Below are 19701 nucleotides of genomic sequence, written 5' to 3'. Positions count from 1 at the left end.
ACCAAGGGGAAGCCATGTTGAATTTCAAGCGGCTTGCGGGGCTTTGCGCATTCAGCGCGGCCTGCGCCGTCTCATCCACCGCCCTGGCCCAGGCCGACGCCAAGCCACAGGCGCTGACCATCGTCGTGCCTTACGGGGCGGGCGGCATCGTGGACAACACCGCGCGCGCGTTTGCCCAGAAGCTGGCCACGGAACTGGCGCGGCCGGTCGTCGTTGAAAACCGGGGCGGCGCGGGCGGCATGATCGGCATGAATACCGTTGCCCGCGCCCACGACGAGAACACGCTGGGCTTTACCGCCGTCAGCCCGGTTACGCTGTCGCCGCACGTGATGAAGACGCTGTATGACCCCTTGAAGGACCTGGCGCCGGTGGCCGCCGTGATGTATTCGCCGGTGTACCTGGTGGGCGGGCCGAAGTTCACGGGCAAGAATTTCAAGGACATGGTGGACCAGGCCAAGGCGGACCCGGACGGTTTGTCGCTGGCGACGGCGGGCGTGGGGTCGCTGGGGCATTTGATGCTGGAACAGATCAACGGGCAGGCCAAGGTGCGCATCACGCACGTGCCCTACAAGGGCATGGCGCAGATGGTGCCCGATGCGCTGGGCGGGCAATTCACGCTGATGCTGGTCAACGCGTCGGCCCCCGTCAATACGCTGATCCAGGAAGGCAAGCTGAAGCTGCTGGCCGTGGGATCGCCCAAGCGGTTGCCGGGCTGGCCCGAGACGCCGACCTTTGCCGAACTGGGCTACCCGATGGCGAACATGACGTCCACCTTCGGCTTTTTTGCGCCGGCATCCACCAGCGCGGAGTTTCGGCAGCGCATGAACGCGGTGATCAACAAGGTGGCGGCCATGCCCGACATCAGCAAGCCGCTGACGGATGCGCTGAACATCATGTCGCCGGGCAGCGTCGAGCAATTCGCGTCCCAGGTGCAACGCGAATACGTGGACAACGGCAAGATCGTGAAGGCGGCGAACATCCGCGCGGAATAGGCGGGGAAAGAACGCGGAAAAAATCCCGAACCTATGCCGAACGCATGCCGAACGCATGCCGAACATATGCCGAGGAATTGCGGCATACGCGCCGCAACGGCGGCCACCTCGCGCATGCATGGCGGACCGCTCAGCGCCGCCAACCTCGCCAGATGAAGGCCACGCCGGCGGCCAGCAGCAAAGTCGCCGGCAGTATCCAGACAAAGCCGGACGACGTGTAGACCACCTGCTCGACCGGATCGTAGTAGCGGCCCAGCTCATTGAAGTCCCACTTCCAGTAGAACGCGTACCAGGCGTAAAAGAAGAATGCGGACAGGGCCAGGCACAGCACGGCGGCAAGGCGCGGCAGTGGACGTGACGATCGTGATGAATGCGACGATCGCGATGAATGTAAGGGCTGCGAAGAGCGCGACGAATTCGACCGACGCGGCCAATTCGACCAAAGCGACGAATTCCACCAAAGCGACCGACGCCCAGCGGCGGCTTGCGTTGCGCTGGAATCGCTGCCGGCTTGCGTTCCGAGCCGTTTGCGGGATGCGCGGACAGCTGAGGCCGCCACCAACCCCACCAACATCACCAACGCCAGCCCTCCCAGCAGCACCAGAACGCCAACGCTAGCCCACATCCCGGGCCTCCAGCTGTGCCAGCCACGCCTGGGCGTCCGCCCATTGCTTTTCGCTGAAGACGCGCACGCCGGCGCGGGTCAGCAATTGAGCTGTGACGCCCACGCCGGATTGGCGCCGGCCAGCAAAATGACCGTCGTAGACATAGCCGCTGCCGCAAGACGGGCTGCCTTCCTTCAAGACGGCAATGCGAATGCCGTGTTGCCGGGCAAGCGCCAGCGCGGCATGGGCGCCCTGCACGAAAGGCACCGTGACATCCTGCCCCGTTACCGCGATGACGCGCGCGCCGCTGGCCAACACGTCGGCGGCACGCTTGCCCGCTTCGATTTCAGCGGGCGGGCGCGGCACGGGCATGCCGCCCGCCACCTCCGGGCAGACGGGCACGACCCGGCCTTCGTCGCGCCAGCGCGCCAGCACCGCGTCACCGTGAGGCACCCCGCGCCCGTCGTAGCGCACGGGGTTGCCCAACAGGCACGAACTGATGAGCACATATTGCATGGGCAAGCCCCAGGCTGACGATGACGCCCTGACGAATCAGGACGCCGAGTCGTCCGACTTGCGCGTGCGGCGCGTACGGCTGGCCGACTTGGCGGGCGCGGCATCCGCGTCGGCCGGGGCGGCGTTATCGGCCGACTGCGCCGCGCGCTTGCCGGCGGGCTTGGCTGCCGTTTTTGCTGCGGTTTTGGAGGCCGACTTCGTTGCGGTCTTGGCTGCGGTTTTTGTTGCGGTCTTAGTTGCGGTGCCGGTTGCGGTCCCGGTTGCGGTTTTGGACGGCGTCTTCGTTGCCGTCTTGGCTGCGGACTTGGCTGCCGTATCGCTTGCCGTATCGCTTGCCGTGTGGCTTGCCTTACCGGCGGCCTTGTCCAACGCCGTCTCAGCCGTCGTATCGGCCGCTGACTTGCCCGCCGACTTGGCCGGCGTCTTCGCTGCCGACTTGGCGGCAGGCTTGGCTTGCGGCTTGGACGATTCCGATGCGGAAGCGGACGTGGGCGCAGCCGGTTCGGTGATCCGGCGCAGCACGGCGCCCTCGAACGGGTCGGTGACCTTGGCCGGCGCCTTGTTGCCCGGCTCGCGGCGCGCCTCGGCGGGCGCTTCAACAAACGTCCACTCGGCAATGTTCACGGCCGGCAGCGGTTGGCGTGCTTGCGGCAACGGCGTCGGCATGGGCGGCAGGCGCGACGGCTGCACAGGCTTGGACGCCTGGGCACGGGCCAGCGCATCGGCGCGCATGGCGTCAACCTTGGCGGCTTCACGAGCGGCGGCTTGCGCGGCTTGCTCGGCGGCGGCGGCGGTTGCGGCAGTGGCCGCTGCCGCGGTGGCCGCAGCAGCGGCGGCGTCGGCGGCCTTGGCAGTATTGGCCTGGACGTCGTCCGACGGGTTCCCCGGCGACGATTCGCCCACCGCCGACTCACTGGCCAGGGCGTTTACGTGCGTGCCGTGACGGGCGCGATCGCGCCCACGGTCTCGGCCACGATCGCGTCCGCGATCTCGCCCGCCTTCGCGTCCGCCACGGCCCCGATCGCGCTCACCGTGGCGTTCACCCTCGCGCTCACCCTCACGCGTGGCGACGGGGGCTTGCTCGGTAGTGGACGCATCATCCTCTGTGGACACACCCGCCACCGGCGAAGCCTGCGGCGCGGCAAACGTTTCATCGGCGTCGGCGGCAACGGGCGAGGCCGAATCGGCGTCAAACGAAGCAGACTCGTCCTGCGCCAGCGTCTCACCGCCGGCATCGTTGGCGCCCTGCTCGGCCGAATAGCCGGTGCCACGGCCCGACCGGCGGCCCCCGCGCGATTTGCGCGATGACCGGGATTGGGACTGAGATTCTTCCTGGGCGGCGTCGCCTTGCGCGTCGTCGGCATCCGCCACGGCAGCCTGGCGCGATGGCGCGTTGCGCGCACCGTTGCCATTGGCCGCGCGGTTCACCGGCGGCGCGGCGTCGATGCTGTCGCGATACACGTACGTGCCCGATTTTTCTTCGCGGCCCACGTCCAGCAAGCCGCGCGATTGCGCTTCATCCAGCAGGTTGCCGAAGGCGCGAAAGCCGTAGTACGACTCGTTGAAATCCGGCTTGCGGCGCTTTAGCGCATCTTTCAGCGCCGACGCCCAGATCTTGCCGCTGTCGCCGCGTTCGGCCATCAGCGCTTCGAAGGTCTCGACGACCATGTCGACGGCCTGGGTCTTGCGGGCTTCCAGTTCTTCCTTGCGGCGAATCTCTTCGTCAGGCGTGCGGCGCTGCGCGGCGCCTGCGGCGGCGCCCCCGCGATTGTCGCGGCGAGCGTCGGCGGTGCGCTGGCCTTCGCGCGCCAGGTCGTCATAGAAGATGAATTCGTCGCAGTTGGCGATCAGCAGGTCCGACGTGGATTGCTTGACGCCCACGCCGATCACCTTCTTGTTGTTCTCGCGCAGCTTGGACACCAGCGGCGAAAAGTCGGAATCGCCGCTGATGATCACGAAGGTGTTGACGTGCGATTTGGTGTAGCAGAAGTCCAGCGCGTCCACGACCAGCCGGATATCGGCCGAATTCTTGCCCGATTGGCGCACGTGCGGAATTTCGATCAGCTCGAAGTTCGCCTCGTGCATGGGGGCCTTGAATTCCTTGTAGCGTTCCCAGTCGCAATAGGCCTTTTTGACCACGATGCTGCCCTTGAGCAGCAGCCGTTCCAGCACGGGCCGGATGTCGAACTTCTGGTATTTGGTGTCCCGCACACCCAGCGCCACGTTCTCGAAGTCGCAGAAAAGCGCCATGCTGACGTTTTCGTTGGGGGTAGTCATTTTCTTCTCCAAAGCCGCGGCGGCCACGTGCTTCGGGCCGCCAGATAGCGCTCATGATATACATATCCGGCTTCACCCCCCCGCCTTGGCGCAATTTTCCCCACGCGCCGCCTCGACCCGACCCTATTTTCAACGCGGCCGATCAGGTTCCTGACAGCATCCCTTAAGCCGGCGCTTACCGGCCCTTTCCCCCCGCTTTCCGGTGGATTGACTCGGCCGCGCGCTGGCTAGAATTCCCGACAATCCGGCATTCCGGCTCGGCGTGCCATTCCCTTCGGGCAAGATCCATGAATCCGTCTACCCTCATCGGCGCCGCCGTCGGCCTGCTTACCCTTGTCATCGTCGTGGCGCTGTCCGCTACCGACGCCAGCATGTACCTGAACCTGCCCGGCCTGGCCATCGTGCTGGGCGGCACCTGCGCGGCGCTCTTCATCGCCTATCCGCTGCCGGAAGTGCTGCGTATCTTCAAGCTGGTGCGCACCGTGTTCCGCAACGACCAGCACGATCAGCAACGCGACATCGAAGAGCTGGTGTCGATGGCGCAACTGTGGATGAACACGGATGTGCACAAGGTCGAGCAGGAACTGAAGAAGGTGTCGAACCCGTTTCTGCGTACGGGCGTGCAGCTGATTATCGACAACACCCCCGAAGACCAGATCATTGAAGTGCTGCAATGGCGCGTGGCGCGGTTGCGCGCCCGCGAGCAGGCCGAAGCGCAGATGTTCCGCGTCTTGGCCACGTTCGCGCCCGCCTTCGGCATGCTGGGCACGCTGGTGGCGCTGATCAATCTGATGGCCGTGCTGGGCGACGGCAGCATGACGATGATCGGCCAGCATCTGGCCGTGGGGCTGATGACGACGTTCTACGGCATCTTGCTGGCCAACCTGATCTGCAAGCCCATCGCGCTGAAGCTGGAACGCCGCACCGCCCGCCGCGTCGAATCCATGAACATGGTGCTGCAAGGCATCTCGATGATGTGCGAGAAGCGCGGCCCGGCCATGGTGCGCGAAACGCTCAATTCGTTCGTGCTGCACGTTGAAGACGAAATCTATGACGGCGGCCAGGGCGCAGCCAAGGCCAAGGCCAAGACGGAAGGCCAGGTCAAGCCGGTCCCCGCGTCCACCCAAGCCGCCGCGCAGCCCGTGTCCATCACCCGTCCGGCCGCCGTGCGTCAATGAGCCTGATTTCACCTTCCCTGGCGCAGCGGATCGAACAGGCCCGCCAGGCCCAACTGCGCGCCCAGAAAGCGGCGGACAACAGCGGCTGGCGCCCCAGCAAAAGCGACCGCAAGGACCGCTACGCGCGCTGGCACGTGGACGAAACGCCGGAGCAAGACGCCGAGAACTGGCTGCTGAGCTATCTGGACCTGATCACCCTGCTGCTGGCGATGCTGGTGGTGATGCTGGCCGTCTCGCGCCTGCATGGCCAGCCGACGGAAGCATCGGGCAAGCCGATTGAATTGGTGGGCACGCTGGCCACGGCCGGGCTGCCCAAGTACGACGGCGAATACGCCGAGTTCGACGCCGTCGCCATTCCGGCCAGCTGGGCCGAGCCGCCCGCCCCTGCCGCCACGGCTGACGCCGCCCCCGCCGAGGACGGCGAGAAAGTGGCCGATGCCGCGCCGCCGCTGAAGGCGCCGTCCAAGGAATCGTTGGGCCTGGGCGACCTGGCCAAGTCGGTGGACGTGATCATCAACGAGCAGTCGGTCAGCTTCCGCATCAGCAATGAATTGCTGTTCCCGTCCGGCCAGGCCACGCTGAGCCCGTCCGGTCTGGACGTGATCAAGCGCCTGGCCACCATCCTGAACAAGAACGCGTACCAGGTGTCGGTGGAAGGCCATAGCGACCCGGTGCCGATCCAGACGCGCCAGTTCGCCTCGAACTGGGAACTGTCCAGCAGTCGCGCCACCAGCGTGCTGCGCGAGCTGGTGCGCGACGGCGTGGCCGCCGACCGCCTGCGCGCGGTGGGCTATGCCGAAACGCGGCCCATCGAATCGAACGACACGCCGGCCGGCCGCGCCGCCAACCGCCGCGTCGAGCTGATCATGGACATTGCGCCCAAGCAGATCGCCGCCAAGGCCGCGCCGTCTTCGGCGCCGGCGACCGGGGAAAAGGCGGCAACGGCTGCGACGGTGCCCGCTGCCAAAGCGGCCGCGCCTCAGCCGGCCGCACCTATGCCGGTCGCACCTAAGCCGGCCGCGCCTATGCCGGTCGCACCCAAGCCGGCCGCGCCTATGCCGGTCGCACCCAAGCCGGCCGCCACGGCGGACAGCGCAGCCGCGCGATCCTGAGCGTGTCTTGTCAAAGAAAAACCGGCCCAGCCGGTTTTTTTTGCCATTGATTCCCCGGCGCCAAGGCTGACAAAAGCCTCACGCCCTGGGGTGGCGTGGCGCCGCGCGGCGGCGTTAAGCTCGCCCCATCGGCCTGTCGGCCAGAACCGGGAAAAACCATGTCCTATATGTTGCTGATCGTCGAACCCGTGGGCCAACGTGCCCAGCGCACCCCCGACGAAGGCCGCGAGGCCTACGCGCAAATGGTGCGCTATGCCGAAGACCTGAAAGGCCGGGGCCTGCTGGTCAGCGCCGAATCGCTGAAGTCAGAATCCGAAAGCGTCCGGCTACAGGTCCGCAACGGCGAGCGGTCCTTGATGGACGGCCCGTTTGCCGAAGCCAAGGAAATGATCGGCGGCTTTTTCCTGCTGACGGTGGACACGCGCGAAGAAGCGTTGGCCCTGGCGGCCGAGTGCCCGGCGGCCGAATGGGCCACGGTGGAAGTCCGGGAGCTTGGGCCGTGTTTCATGTGAACACGCAGTGTCGTCATTACGACACCCCCACCATTTGCACGAATGACTGCACTTACATAAACTGCATGCATCGAATGCATATGGACGTAACGCATCATGCCTATGTTGACTGTCAGGAACATCTCCGACGAAGTGCACCGCGCGCTGCGCGTGCGGGCGGCCCAGCATGGCCGCAGCACCGAAGCCGAGGTGCGCGCCATTCTGGAAGATGCCGTCAAGCCTGAAGGGCGGGTCAAGCTGGGTTCGCTGCTTGCGCGTATTGGCAACCAAGCCAAACTGACCGACCAGGAAGCCGCCCTGTTCGACCAACGCGACAAAACGCCTGCCGCGCCGCCGAGGTTCGAATGATTCTGCTGGATACCAACGTCATCTCCGAGCCGCTGCGCCAGGCGCCATCCGATGCCGTCATTGCCTGGATCGACAGGCAGCCGCTGGAAACCCTGTTTCTATCGGCGGTCACGGTTGCCGAATTGCGTTTTGGCGTGGCCTGCATGGCTGCCGGCAAACGCCGCAACGTCTTGCAAGACAGCCTGGAGCAACAAGTGTTGGCGTTATTTGCCGGGCGCGTGCTGTCTTTCGACACCGCCGCAAGCCAGCAATATGCGGCTTTAATGGCGCGTGCGCGGGCCTCGGGTCAGGCAATTGCCGCGGCGGATGGATACATCGCCGCCACCGCCGCTGCGCACGGCATGAGCGTCGCCACGCGGGACGTGGCGCCTTTTACGGCGGCGGGCGCTTCAGTGATCGATCCCTGGCAGTCGTAGCGCGTCAGCAATTGCCTTTCTTGGCTTGCCCCGGCGGACAGAAGCCGCCCCGGCCGCCGCCGTCATGCGGATCAACCACCACGGACCCGCTGGGGGTGTAAACGGCGCAGCCGGACAGCAGCGAAACCAGCAAGGCAAAACTACAGAGCATTCTCATATCGATATTCAAGGCAAGGGGTTTGAAACGCTGGCAGTGTATGGGGACAGGCTGCAACCAGGGCTGCACCTTGGTAACAAGCTGTTGATCCTGGTAGTTACCCGAATATTTGCGGATTGATGTCGATCGATGTCGATTTGAAGGAACGCCGTTCGTCGTCTTGATACCCACCCCATCAAGGAGAGACCCATGCGTTTCATGATCCTCGTCCGGGCAACGCCCGACAGCGAAACCGGCATGATGCCCGACGAAAGCCTGCTGGCCTCGATGCTGGCGTACCACGAAGCCTTGGCCAAGGCCGGCGTGCTGCTCGATGCCAACGGCCTGCACCCCACGTCCAAAGGTTGGCGCGTACAGTACTTGGACGGCCAGCGCCAGGTCATCGACGGGCCCTTCGCGGAAACGAAGGAATTGATTGCCGGCTACACCCTGATTCAAGTGCGCTCGCGCGAGGAAGCAATGCAATGGGCGCTGCGCTTTCCGCAGCCCTTTCCCGGCCAACGCTGCGAGATTGAAGTGCGCCAACTTTTTGAGCTGGACGAATTCGAACCCAGCAAGGAAGTGGAACGCTTTCGTGACTTGACCGGCCCCACCCGCTGACCCCGCCTTTGATCCCACCGCCCCTTCCCGGAGACCCCCCCATGCCCAAGAAGATATTCGTCAACCTCGCCATCGGCGACATGCAGAAATCGCAAGCCTTTTTCAAGCAACTGGGCTTCAGCTTCAATCCGCAGTTCACCAACGACCAGGGCGCCTGCATGGTCATCAGCGACGACATCTACGCCATGTTGCTGACGCGCGATTTCTTCAAGGGCTTCACCAGCAAGCCGCTGGTTGACGCCACCAAGGCAACGGAAGTGCTGCTCTGCCTGTCTTGCGACAGCCGCGCCGAAGTTGATGACCTGGTGGCCCGCGCCGTGGCCGCCGGCGGCACCGCGCCGCGCGAACCGCAGGACCACGGCTTCATGTACGGGCACGGCTTCGAGGACCTGGACGGCCATATCTGGGAGCTGGTCTACATGGAGCCCGGCCACGTCGAGCAATCCGGCCAAACCGACAAAGCCGACCAAACCGACAAAACCGATCAGACCGGACAGGCATGACACAAGCGGCCACGCATCGCGCTATCGAGGCGGTCTGGCGGATCGAGGCCGCCAGCGTCATCGCCGGCGTCGCGCGGCTGGTGCGCGACGTCGGGCTGGCCGAAGAACTGGCGCAGGATGCGCTGGTGGCCGCCCTGGAACGCTGGCCCGACACCGGCGTGCCGGACAACCCGGGAGCCTGGCTGATGACGACCGCAAAAAACCGCGCCCGCGACCGCTTGCGGCTGGACGCGCTGCACACCCGCAAGCACGAGCAGATCGGCCACGAACTTGAAGCCTTGCAGGCAGACGTGGAGCCCGACTTTGTCGATGCGCTGGACGCCGCGCGCCAGGACGATATCGGCGACGACCTGCTGCGCCTGCTGTTCACCGCCTGCCACCCGGTGCTGTCCACCGACGCGCGCGTGGCATTGACGTTGCGGCTGCTGGGCGGGCTGTCCACCGCCGAGATCGCCCGCGCGTTCCTGGCGTCGGAATCCACCATTGCGCAGCGCATCGTGCGCGCCAAGCGCAACCTCACGGCGGCCAACGTGCCGTTTGAAGTCCCCGCCGCGCAAGACCGCGGGGCGCGCCTGGCCTCTGTGCTGGAAGTCATATACCTGATCTTCAATGAAGGTTATTCGGCCACGTCCGGCGACCACTGGATGCGCCCGGCGCTGTGCGACGAGGCGCTGCGCCTGGGGCGCATCCTGGCCGAACTGAGCCCGGACGAGGCCGAGGTGCACGGGTTGGCGGCATTGATGGAACTGCAAGCCTCGCGCCTGCACGCGCGCACGGACGCCCAGGGCCGGCCCGTCCTGCTGATGGACCAGGACCGCGCCCGCTGGGACCCCTTGCTGATCCGGCGCGGGCTGGCCGCCCTGGCCCGCGCCGCCGCGCTGGGCGGACTGCCCGGCCCTTACGTCCTGCAAGCCGAACTTGCCGCCTGCCACGCGCGCGCGGCAACGCCCGGCGACACCGACTGGCCGCGCATCGTTGCGCTATACGACGCGCTGGTGCAGTTGGTGCCCTCGCCCGTGGTCGCGCTGAACCGCGCCGTGGCTGTGGGCATGGCGTTCGGGCCACAAGCGGCGCTGGATCTGGTCGACGCGCTGGCCGGCGAGCCCGCGCTGGCCAACTACCACTGGCTGCCCAGCGTGCGCGGCGACCTGCTGGCCAAATTAGGCCGCAAAGCAGAAGCGCACGGAGAATTCGAGCGCGCGGCAGGCATGACGCGCAATGCTCGCGAACGCGAACTGCTGCTGGGGCGCGCGAAAGCGATGCGGGAATAGCCGCTTTGTCTTTGTCTTCGACTTTGGCTCGGGCTTCGACTTTGGCTTCGGCTTCGGCTTCGGCCTCGGCTACAGCTTCGACTTCGACTTCGACTTCGACTTCGACTTCGACTTCGACTCCGGCTTCAACTTCGACTTCGGCTCCGACTTCCCCTTGGCCCGGGGCTTGCATTGGCTTCATACACGCCGACGCATCCACCGATTCCGGACCGTGCTTAAATCCGAAGCATGGCTTCCCCGCTTGCCGCCTCCCCGTCTTCCCCCACGCTCGACGCCCCCGCGCTGACGGGCGTGCCGGCGGCGTTCGATCATCCCAATGACCGCGCCGAATTCCGCCGCGCCGCGCATCTGTCCGGCGTGGAGCTGTACCGCGCGCACATCATCCGCCACGCCTTCGAACCCCACACGCACGAAGCCTATGGACTGGGCGCCATCGAATCCGGCGTCGAACGCTTCCGGTATCGCGGTGCGGACCACCTGGCGCCTTCGGGCTCGGTCGTGCTGATGAACCCCGACGAACTGCACACCGGCCGCGCCGAAACGGTGGGCGGCTGGCGCTATCGCATGGCGTACATCGACCCCGACGTGGTGGCGCGGGTATCTGGCGAAAGCGGCTGGTGGTTCAACGCGGCCGTCGGCCATGACGCGGCCAGCGCGCAGCGCGTCACCGCCCTGCTCGACTGTTTATGGCAGGCACATGAACCGCTGGCTTTCGACAGCGCGCTGTATACGCTGGTCTATGAATTCCGCCGTCACGCCCGGGTGCCGAATAACGCGCCGACCGAGGGCGCGCCGCGTTTTGCGCCCGTCATCGACTATCTGCGGGCAAACCTGTCGCGCCGCTTGACGCTGGACGAGCTGGCGGCGGTGGCCGGACTCAGCCCCTTTCATTTCCTGCGACGCTTTCAGTCGCACTATCACGCCACGCCGCAGCAGATGCTGATGGCACTGCGGCTGTTCGAAGCCAAGCGCCTGTTGGCCGATGGCATTGCGCCGGCACAGGTGGCGCTGGCAGCGGGTCTGACCGACCAGGCGCATTTGACCCGGTCATTTTCACGCCGCTACGGCGTGACGCCCGCCCGCTATCAGAAGCAGGTGCGCCGATAGGCAGGCGCGCGCCCACCTTCGAATCCGGAACAGGATAAGGACCCACCGCAAGCGCCAAGCGCCCAGCGGCTGCGCGCACGCGCCGGCCGCACCGCAATCTGGTACAAGATTTACCGGCCCGCCCTGGCTAGACTGCCCCATCGATACGCAGGAGAGCTAGGCATGTGGGCAGGAACCCTTTACGCGCTGGCCGCGGGCTTGATGTGGGGGCTGGTATTCGTGGGGCCATTGTTGCTGCCGGAATATCCGGCCGCGCTGCAATCGGTGGCGCGCTACCTGGCCTTTGGCCTGATTGCGCTGCCGCTGGCATGGCTGGACCGCAACCGGCTGCGGCAACTGCGCCGTGCCGACTGGATCGAGGCGCTGAAACTGGCCGCCATCGGCAACCTGCTGTACTACCTGTGCCTGGCCAGCGCCATCCAACGCGCGGGCGGCCCCGTGCCCACGATGATCATCGGCACGCTGCCGGTCGTGATTGCCGTGTGCGCCAACCTGCGTAACGCGCGCCGCGACGGCAAACTGCCGTGGAAGCGGCTGGCCCCCTCGCTGGCCTTGATCGCGTTCGGCATCGGCTGCGTCAACCAGGTAGAGCTGCAAGCGTTGCGCCAGGACGCGGATGCCGACTTGTCGCGCTACGCAGTGGGCGCCCTGCTGGCGCTGGTGGCCGTCGCGTGCTGGACTTGGTATCCGCTGCGCAATGCCGACTGGCTGCGGTCGCACCCAGACCGCAGCCCCAGCACCTGGGCCACCGCGCAAGGGCTGGCGACGTTGCCACTGGCGCTGGCGGGCTACGGGCTGCTGTGGATCGGCATGGCCGCCGCCGATAGCGGCTTTGACATGCCGCTGGGTCCCAACCCGGAACGCTTCCTGGGCTTGATGATTGCCATCGGGCTGTTCGCCTCCTGGCTGGGCACGCTGTGCTGGAACGAAGCCAGCCAGCGCTTGCCCACCGCGCTGGCCGGCCAGCTCATCGTCTTCGAAACGCTGGCCGCGCTGGCGTACGCCTTCATCCTGCGCGGCACGATGCCGCAGCCGCTGACAATGGTGGGCATCGCGTGCCTGATCGTGGGCGTGTTGCGCGCGGTGCGCGTCAAGCCGGTGCCGGTCCCCGTGGCGCTATAGCGGGTTCTGCACGCGCACAAGTCGCTCAGCATCAGCTTCAGCATGCAAAACGCAGCCTGCACGGGATGGGCTTTGATAGGCGCCTACAAGCGTGCCGCACGCACGCGCCGCAACGCGGCCGCGATCAACACGCCGCCCAGGCCCGCCGCCAGCACGATGGTCGACGCCGCGCTCCATCCGTAGCGGTCGATCACGCCGCCCACGGTGACCGGCCCGATCACCTGCCCCAGGTTGCTTCCCTGCATCACCAGCCCGACCGACGCCGCCGTCAACGCCGGACGCGGCGCGACCAGCGGCGCCGTGCCCAGCAAGGTGGCGGGGATCAGGCCACCGACTGCCGAGAACAGTACGCACAGCAGAAAGGTCGGCATGGCCGGCAGCACGGAACGGAAAATCAATAGCGCCACCACGCCCATCGTCACGCTGGCGCAGGCAATCAAGGTGGATCGCCGCCAGCCGCGCGCCAGCAGCACGCCCGCGCCCAGGTTGCCGACGATGTTGGCGGCGCTGGCGATGGCGCTGTACAGGCCTGCCTGGGCCAGCGTCAGGCCAAGCTGATCCATCAGCAGCACCGGCAGGAAGGTGAACAGTGCGAAGAACATCAGGCTGTAGAGCGTGAACGACAAGGCCAGCAGCACCGGCCCGGCCGCGCTCAGCGTATCAACGGTATCCTGCCGCATGCCGCGCCAGGACAAGGGCGCGGGCGCAGCAGCTTGCCCAGCCGGCAGCAGCGCGGCCACGCTGGCCAGCGACACGATCACTGCCGCGCCCGCGCACCACCAAACTGCCTGCCAGTGCTCGAACGCCTGCGAGGCCAGCATGGCAATGGCCATGCCGGTGGGCATGTAGCAGCTCCAGAGAGCAAAGGCAAAATCCCGACCGGACGCCGACACCAGGCGCTGCAAGGCGGCCGGGCCGGCCACGGTAATCATCAGAAAACCCAGGCCTTCGACCACGCGGGACGCCAGCAATAGCGGGTAGCTGGGCGCGATGGCGCCCATGGCCGTGCCCAGCGCCGTGGCCAACAAGCCCAGCAGCAGCATGCGGCGCGCGCCGAAACGCGCGATCACGCCGCCGGCGGCGATGCCTCCCACGACGCCTAATAGGGAAAACACGGCGGTCAGCGTGCCGATTGACGCCAGATCCAGGCCCATGTCCTGGCGCAACAGCGGCGCGGCAATGATGACCTTGCCCACCTGTAGCGACGCCACCACGCCCGCGCCCACAATGGCCCCCACGCCGGCCCAACGGGTTTCAACCTGGTTCATGCCTGCCTCATTACCCATGCGAAGGCGCCAGCATGCCCGCCCCGCGCGATCTTGAGAAGTGATTATTTTTCGATGAGAATGATCGACGGAATAGATCAAGCTTCCCGATTTAACCGGACTGAAGCGAAGCGAACCGAACCGAACCCGCCACCGGCCCGCCCGATGATAGATGCCCTGACCCTGGACCAATTGCGTGTGTTCGTCGCCGTGGCCGATGCCGGCAGCTTTCGCGCGGCCGCGCGCAGCCTGTCCCGCGTGCAGTCGGCGGTCAGCCACGCCATTGCGAATATGGAACAGCAATTGGGCGTGACGTTGTTCGACCGCGCCGGCCATCGCCCCGTGATGACGCCCCAAGGCCAGGCGCTGCTGGCCAACGCGCGCGACATCCTGCTGCGGGTGGACGCCATGCGCGCTCGTGCTCAGGGTATGGGCACGGGGGTCGAACTGGAACTGTCACTGGTCGTGGACACCTTGTTTCCCATTGCCGACGTGGGCGCGGCGCTGAAGGCCATGCGCGCCACCTATCCCACAGTGGCCACGCGCGTGGCGGTCTTGCCGCTGGGCGGTCCCGTCGAGGCGCTGCTGTCGGGCAGCCATACGCTTGGGATCATTGCGGGCGAGCACTTCCGCCATCCACGGATCGCCGTGCAGGCCTTGTCGTCGGTGCAGATGGTGGCGGTGGTCGGCGCCGGCCATCCTTTGGCGCGCAAAGTGGTGGGCTACCGGATGGGCAACGCGATGGGCAACGCGGCGGGCCACGCAGCCGGCGACTTGGCTAGCAACCTGGCTAGCAACCCGGCTAGCAACCCGAGTGGCAACCCGGCTAGCAACCCGGCGGGCAACGCCATGCTGGGCGCCCCGGAATTGGCCGACCACTTGCAGATCGTGCAATCCGACTCGTCCGGCTTAAGTGAAGGACGCGACTTTGCCGTGTTGTCGCCGCAGACCTGCCGCGTGAGCGGCCAGGACACCAAACACGCACTGATCTTGTCGGGCCTGGGCTGGGGCCGTCTGCCGCTGTGGCAGGTAGAGCGCGACCTGGCCGAAGGCCGGCTGGTGCGCCTGCCCACGCACAGCCTGGGACGCGGCAGCCAGGTTGAGACCGAGACGTACCTGGCGCACCGCATCGACATGCCGTTGGGTCCCGCCGCCCGCGCCTTTGCCGATGCGCTGCACCACCCCCTCTAAGCGCCGCGCGCGGGCGGCTGTGCGTAGCTGACGCCCATGCCGGCCCGCACGTCGTTCTGTATGCCATACGGCGCAATCGGATAGCGCAAGCCGTTGGCGGCCAGTGCCTTCATGCCTTCGATGGCAATGGGCAGGTAGCGCGGCGGCAGGGCCATCAGCATCTCTTCGTCGGGCACGCCGCCGTAGCGGCGTTCCGCAAAACAGGGCAAGGACAAGCTGGGTTCACCCGTGGCCAGCGCCCGGCCCCAGGAGTCGGCACAGGCGGTCTCGCCCACCACGCTCCAGTCAAAGCGCCGGTAGTTCTTCCACTGCAAGCCGTTGATAAGAATGATCATCTGCCCGGGCGTGGCGTAGATCAGGCAGATGTCGGGCGGGTTGAGCCGGCCCGATGCCAGCGGCGACACCACCAGCCCGCGATACTTGCCCGCCGGCACACAGGACAAGGCTTCCTGGCGTGCCCGCGCATCGGCTTCGGTGGCGTGCCACACGCCCACGTAATCCTTGCCGCTTTTCCAGTCTTCGTCTTGTGGCCCCAGCCCGATCACGGCGCGGCATTGCGCACCGACCAGATCGTTGCCGGTGATGCCCACCGTCCACCCCAGCCGCGCGGCCATGCCCACGATTTGATCCGTGGTGTGCGTGGCTTGCGGCCGGCGCAATCCCTTGATGCCGGCCATGTCGGCCTCGTCTTCGAACAGCTTCATGCCGATGACGGTGGTCTTCAAGCGCAGCAGCTTGTTCAGGTCGTCCACCAGTTGCGGCCAGTTCATGGCCGCGTTTGTTGTTGTCTCTTCCATATCCGTCCTTGGGACTGTTGTGTTTGGCGCATCAAGTTTGGTGCATTGGGTTTGGCGCATCGACGTTGGTGGCGATCCGCTTATCCGTCGCAGCTTAAAGGCAAACACGCATCAGCGCGCCGCAAGCATGTGGCAAATTCGGCACGCATGACGACCACGATCATCAGGAAAAGGCCTCAGGGCAAAGGCGTGGGCACAGGCGCGAGTAAAGGCGCGGACAAAGGCACGGACAAAGGCGCAGGCGCGCGCCGGTCCTCCTGTTGGGATCGCAACATTGCAAACAAGGCCTGAACCGGCGCGCTGTCGGCCGCTTGCGCCGATGCCGCCAGCCCGAACGACCGGTACAAGGGCTGCGCCAGCCGCAGCACGCGCAGGCCGCGACGGTTTTCAGGCAGGGTCAGCGCGGGCACCAGCGCCACGCCCACGCCTTCACGCACCAGCGCAAAGGCGCTGCTCCAGTCGCGCACCGTGGCGCGCACGTCATCGATGGCAAGGCCGGCGTCCTGCGCCACGCTCTGCGCGTGCACGCTGCATCCGCCTGTAGCCAGCACGAAAGGCTGCGCCGCCAGCGCCGCCAGGTCCACGGCGTTACCCGCGCGGGCCAGCGGATGCGCGGCGGGCAGCACGGCCATCCATTCGTCTTGGCCAAGCGGACACACGTGCCGCCCGGGCGCGGCGTTCAGCACCACGCCCGCATCCACGGTGCCCGCCGCCAGCAGGGCTTCGACTTCGTCATCCGAGGCTTCAAGCGACACCACGTCGATGCCCGGATGCTGCTGCCGAAAACGCCGCAGGACCGGCCGCAGGATGGTGGAAAACACCATCGGAAAACTGGCCAGGCGCAACGTACCGCGCGCCGTGCCGCACGCGTCTTGCGCCATATTTTGAATGCGCCCCAGCGCATCCAGCATGGCCCGCGCCTCGTCCGCCACCCGCAGGCCCAATGCCGTGGGCAGCGTCTGCCGACGGTCGCGCGTGAACAGCGGCGCACCCAGCATGTCTTCCAGATTGGCGATGGCCTGGCTGGCGCCGGACTGGGTCATGCCCACGTCGGCCGCCGCGTGCGTGATGTTGCCGGCGTCCACCACGGCCAACACCAGCCGCCAGTGCATCAGGTTCATCATGGCATCAGCTCTGCTTATTTCACATTTTTGAAGAAGTAATTTTACGCATGCCTGGTGCGGCCTCATGCTTGCCCCTCTTGCTGAACCGAAGGACCGACCGATGAAGCTGTACTACGCCCCCGACACCTGCTCGCTGTCGCCGCACATCGTGCTGCGCGAGCTGGATCTGCCCTTTACCCTGGTGCGGGTGAACAACCAAACCAAGCGCACCGAGGACGGCGACGACTTCCTGGCGATCAACCCGAAGGGCTACGTTGCCGCGCTGCAACGGGACGACGGGCAAGTGCTGACCGAAGGACCGGCCATCGTGCAATATCTGGCCGACCTGAACCCGCAAGCCGGGCTGGCGCCGCCCAACGGCACCTGGGACCGCAGCCGCTTGCAGGAATGGCTTAACTTCATCAGCACCGAAATCCATGGCGGCTTTGGCCCGCTGTTCAACCGGGCCCTGCCCGCCGAGGCGCGCCAGTGGTGGCAGGCCCGGGTGGAAAAGCGGCTGGATTATCTGGCGGGCGTTTTGCAATCTGTGCCCTTCCTGCTTGGCGACCGCTTTGGCGTGGCCGACGCTTACCTGTATGCCGTGCTGCGATGGGCCCGGTTTTTTGACATCGATCTGGCGGGCCGACCCGTGCTGGCTGACTATATGGCGCGCATTGAAATGCGGCCGAGTGTGCAGGCGGCGCTGGCGGCCGAAGGCATCGCCCGCGCAGTTTGACGGACGATGTGGCGCGCCGTGTCATGCCAGCGCGATGTGCCGTGTAATGTGCCGGATTAACGGGCCGGGACTCGCACATCAGCGAAACGCATCCACGCCCCGCATCAGCGCCGCCGCCATGGTGGGCTGGCGCAACTGCTCCAGCCACCATTTCAGCGCGCGGCCCTCGTGACTGCCGCGCCATGCCAGGTACAGCATGTTCGGTTCACGCGGTGTCTCGGTGGCCATTTCCAATAATTCCCCGCGCGCCAGCAACGACGCCACACGGTGGCGCGGCACCCAGCCTATGCCCAGGCCGTCGCGCTGCGCCAGGATCTTTGCGCGCATGCTGGGCACGGCCAGCACCGGCTGACCGCTGACCCGGCCATAGCCGCGCGCCGCCGCCCCGCGCGACGTGTCCGCCACCACCACCGCGCGGTACTGCTGAATCTGGTCCTGCCGCAAGGGCGTTTTCAGCTTGGCCAGGGGATGGCGCGGCGCCACCGCGAACAACCATTCCATTGCCCCCAATTGCGCCCACTGAAGATTCGGCATAGCTTGGGGCTCGTTCGTCGCTCCCACAATCAGGTCGGCCCGGCCTTCACGCAGCGCCTCCCACGTGCCGCCCAGCACCTCATGCGTCAAGCGCAGGCTCACCCCGGAATCCAGGCGATCAAACGCATGTATCAACGGCGACATCAATTCAAATTCCAGGATCTCGTCGCTGACGATATGCAGCCGATCTTCCCAACCGCTGGCTACCTGCTTGACGCGTTGCGTCAGCCGGGACACGTCCAGCATCAGCCGCGCGGCTTCGTCCGCCAGCAGCTGCCCGGCGGGCGTCAGTTGCAGCCGATAGCGGCGGCGGTCGAACAGCAGCGCGTCAAAGCGTTCTTCCAGCTGGCGGGCCGCGTGCGACACGGACGATGGCGCTCGGCCAAGCTTTACCGCCGCGCGAGACAGGCTGCCGCTGTCCCGGATGGCTTCCAGCAGCGCCAGTTCATGGGCGGTCAACATGTGCGATTCCTTCGAACGTGTTCGTTCGAAAGATGGTACGACAAAGCGCCGCCCCAGGCGCAACATGGCTACACCTTATCGAACGACTCCCAAGGAGATCACCATGAACCGTTTTGAACACAAGACCGTATTGGTCACCGGCGGCACCAGCGGCATCGGCCTGGCGGCAGCGCAAGCGTTTGCGGCCGAAGGCGCCCGCGTCATCGTCACGGGCCGCGACGAAGCCGCGCTGCAAACCGCGCGGGCCACGCTGGGCGGCAACACGCTGGCCATCCGCAATGTGGCCGGCGCGCCGGGCGCCTCGGCTGCGCTGGCCCAGGCGCTGAAAGACGCGGACGTGCGGCTGGACGCCGTTTTCGTCAACGCCGGCATTGCCAAGTTTGCGACCTTGGCCGAGGCCACCGAAGACCTGTGGGACCAAACTTTCAACACCAACATCAAGGGCGTGTTCTTTCAGCTACAGGCCTTGGACCCGCTGTTGAACCCGGGCGCGTCCATCGTGCTGAACGGCTCGATCAACGCCCACATCGGCATGCCGGCCTCCAGTATCTACGCCGCCAGCAAGGCCGCGCTGATCTCGCTGGCCAAGACGCTGTCGGCCGAGCTGCTGCCCCGAGGCATCCGCGTGAACGTGGTCAGCCCCGGCCCGATCGCGACCCCCATCTACGGCAAGCTGGGCCTGGACGCAGCCACCCTGGAAAAGACGGCCGCCGGCATCCAGGCGCAGATCCCGCTGGGCCGCTTCGGCACACCGCAGGAACTGGCTTCGACCGTATTGCATCTGGCGGCGCCGGAATCCGCGTTTATCGTGGGCACCGAAATCATCGTGGATGGCGGCATGAGCCAGCTTTGAACGCAGCCGCTACGGCCCGACCGACCGCAGTGCGCGCTTGCACA

General features: G+C 66.3%; 21 protein-coding genes and 1 pseudogene. 15 read left to right on the top strand and 7 right to left on the bottom strand.

Annotated elements, in window-relative coordinates; genetic code table 11:
* The first annotated feature begins 14 nt into the window (after positions 1-14).
* On the top strand, positions 15-992 hold the full coding sequence (locus DVB37_RS11930; protein WP_046807507.1) for a tripartite tricarboxylate transporter substrate binding protein: 978 nt from the start codon (positions 15-17) through the stop codon (positions 990-992).
* Positions 993-1122: 130 nt separating this feature from the next.
* On the opposite strand, the gene DVB37_RS11925 is transcribed toward DVB37_RS11930, so the two are convergent.
* The 3 genes and pseudogenes from DVB37_RS11925 to DVB37_RS28655 form a co-directional block, all read right to left on the bottom strand.
* Positions 1123-1323, bottom strand: a complete 201-nt coding sequence (locus DVB37_RS11925) for a hypothetical protein (RefSeq protein WP_223264826.1) — start codon at positions 1321-1323, stop codon at positions 1123-1125.
* Between the two features lie 283 nt (positions 1324-1606).
* Positions 1607-2113, bottom strand: a complete 507-nt coding sequence (locus tag DVB37_RS11920; RefSeq protein ID WP_120155300.1) for a DUF523 domain-containing protein — start codon at positions 2111-2113, stop codon at positions 1607-1609.
* Positions 2114-3184: 1071 nt separating this feature from the next.
* A pseudogene (locus DVB37_RS28655) lies at positions 3185-4390 on the bottom strand (NYN domain-containing protein); the annotation flags it as partial.
* Positions 4391-4677: 287 nt separating this feature from the next.
* On the opposite strand from DVB37_RS28655, the gene DVB37_RS11910 reads away from it, so the two are divergent.
* The 11 genes from DVB37_RS11910 to DVB37_RS11855 all read left to right on the top strand — a co-directional run bounded on the left by DVB37_RS11910 (position 4678) and on the right by DVB37_RS11855 (position 12716).
* The gene (locus DVB37_RS11910) at positions 4678-5568 is read left to right on the top strand and encodes a motility protein A (protein WP_046807505.1); all 891 of its coding nucleotides are present in this window, start codon (positions 4678-4680) and stop codon (positions 5566-5568) included.
* Positions 5565-6680: an OmpA family protein gene (locus tag DVB37_RS11905; RefSeq protein WP_240434093.1), complete on the top strand. Its 1116-nt coding sequence runs from the start codon at positions 5565-5567 to the stop codon at positions 6678-6680. The genes DVB37_RS11910 and DVB37_RS11905 overlap by 4 nt, the downstream gene beginning before the upstream one ends.
* 158 nt (positions 6681-6838) lie before the next feature.
* Positions 6839-7192 carry a YciI family protein gene (locus tag DVB37_RS11895; protein WP_120155297.1) on the top strand — a complete coding sequence of 118 codons (354 nt, stop codon included), beginning with the start codon at positions 6839-6841 and terminating at the stop codon, positions 7190-7192.
* A gap of 96 nt (positions 7193-7288) precedes the next feature.
* A complete protein-coding gene (locus DVB37_RS11890; protein ID WP_046807503.1) occupies positions 7289-7540 on the top strand; it encodes an Arc family DNA-binding protein in 252 nt (83 codons plus the stop codon).
* Positions 7537-7956 (top strand): type II toxin-antitoxin system VapC family toxin, encoded by a 420-nt coding sequence (locus tag DVB37_RS11885; RefSeq protein ID WP_120155295.1) that lies wholly within the window; start codon positions 7537-7539, stop codon positions 7954-7956. Before DVB37_RS11890 ends, DVB37_RS11885 begins: the two co-directional genes overlap by 4 nt.
* A gap of 346 nt (positions 7957-8302) precedes the next feature.
* Positions 8303-8713, top strand: a complete 411-nt coding sequence (locus DVB37_RS11880) for a YciI family protein (RefSeq protein ID WP_104143811.1) — start codon at positions 8303-8305, stop codon at positions 8711-8713.
* Between the two features lie 41 nt (positions 8714-8754).
* A complete protein-coding gene (locus DVB37_RS11875; protein ID WP_120155292.1) occupies positions 8755-9216 on the top strand; it encodes a VOC family protein in 462 nt (153 codons plus the stop codon).
* Positions 9213-10487, top strand: coding sequence for an RNA polymerase sigma factor (locus DVB37_RS11870; protein ID WP_120155290.1), 1275 nt, complete (start codon positions 9213-9215; stop codon positions 10485-10487). The genes DVB37_RS11875 and DVB37_RS11870 overlap by 4 nt, the downstream gene beginning before the upstream one ends.
* Positions 10435-10773 carry a hypothetical protein gene (locus DVB37_RS11865; protein WP_120155287.1) on the top strand — a complete coding sequence of 113 codons (339 nt, stop codon included), beginning with the start codon at positions 10435-10437 and terminating at the stop codon, positions 10771-10773. The genes DVB37_RS11870 and DVB37_RS11865 overlap by 53 nt, the downstream gene beginning before the upstream one ends.
* Positions 10716-11594, top strand: coding sequence for an AraC family transcriptional regulator (locus DVB37_RS11860; protein WP_240434092.1), 879 nt, complete (start codon positions 10716-10718; stop codon positions 11592-11594). The genes DVB37_RS11865 and DVB37_RS11860 overlap by 58 nt, the downstream gene beginning before the upstream one ends.
* Before the next feature lie 162 nt (positions 11595-11756).
* Complete coding sequence (locus DVB37_RS11855; RefSeq protein ID WP_120155285.1) at positions 11757-12716, top strand: DMT family transporter; 960 nt, start codon at positions 11757-11759, stop codon at positions 12714-12716.
* 83 nt (positions 12717-12799) lie between these two features.
* Here DVB37_RS11855 and DVB37_RS11850 read toward each other — a convergent pair whose 3' ends face one another.
* A complete protein-coding gene (locus DVB37_RS11850) occupies positions 12800-13984 on the bottom strand; it encodes a CynX/NimT family MFS transporter (protein ID WP_120155283.1) in 1185 nt (394 codons plus the stop codon).
* A gap of 162 nt (positions 13985-14146) precedes the next feature.
* Here DVB37_RS11850 and DVB37_RS11845 point away from each other — a divergent pair, with 162 nt between their 5' ends.
* A complete protein-coding gene (locus DVB37_RS11845; RefSeq protein ID WP_120155281.1) occupies positions 14147-15172 on the top strand; it encodes a LysR family transcriptional regulator in 1026 nt (341 codons plus the stop codon).
* Here the strand turns inward: DVB37_RS11845 and DVB37_RS11840 are convergent.
* Together DVB37_RS11840 and DVB37_RS11835 are read right to left on the bottom strand one after the other, a co-directional pair.
* The gene (locus DVB37_RS11840) at positions 15169-15969 is read right to left on the bottom strand and encodes a DUF169 domain-containing protein (protein ID WP_120155279.1); all 801 of its coding nucleotides are present in this window, start codon (positions 15967-15969) and stop codon (positions 15169-15171) included. The genes DVB37_RS11845 and DVB37_RS11840 overlap by 4 nt on opposite strands.
* Before the next feature lie 176 nt (positions 15970-16145).
* Positions 16146-17093 carry a LysR family transcriptional regulator gene (locus tag DVB37_RS11835; RefSeq protein WP_120155277.1) on the bottom strand — a complete coding sequence of 316 codons (948 nt, stop codon included), beginning with the start codon at positions 17091-17093 and terminating at the stop codon, positions 16146-16148.
* Between the two features lie 100 nt (positions 17094-17193).
* Between DVB37_RS11835 and gstA the strand changes: the two genes are divergently transcribed.
* Positions 17194-17808 (top strand): glutathione transferase GstA, encoded by a 615-nt coding sequence (gene gstA, locus DVB37_RS11830; RefSeq protein ID WP_046807493.1) that lies wholly within the window; start codon positions 17194-17196, stop codon positions 17806-17808.
* Positions 17809-17886: 78 nt separating this feature from the next.
* On the opposite strand, the gene DVB37_RS11825 is transcribed toward gstA, so the two are convergent.
* Entirely contained in the window at positions 17887-18804 is a 918-nt protein-coding gene (locus tag DVB37_RS11825; protein ID WP_120155274.1) for a LysR family transcriptional regulator, read from the bottom strand.
* Between the two features lie 103 nt (positions 18805-18907).
* Between DVB37_RS11825 and DVB37_RS11820 the strand changes: the two genes are divergently transcribed.
* Positions 18908-19657 (top strand): SDR family oxidoreductase, encoded by a 750-nt coding sequence (locus DVB37_RS11820; protein ID WP_104143799.1) that lies wholly within the window; start codon positions 18908-18910, stop codon positions 19655-19657.
* Positions 19658-19701 lie beyond the last annotated feature (44 nt).

Source organism: Achromobacter sp. B7, assembly GCF_003600685.1.
Taxonomy (GTDB): Bacteria; Pseudomonadota; Gammaproteobacteria; order Burkholderiales; family Burkholderiaceae_B; genus Achromobacter; species Achromobacter spanius_B.
The sequence above is the reverse complement of the archived record's forward strand: the minus strand, read 5'-3'. Positions and strand labels throughout refer to the sequence as shown.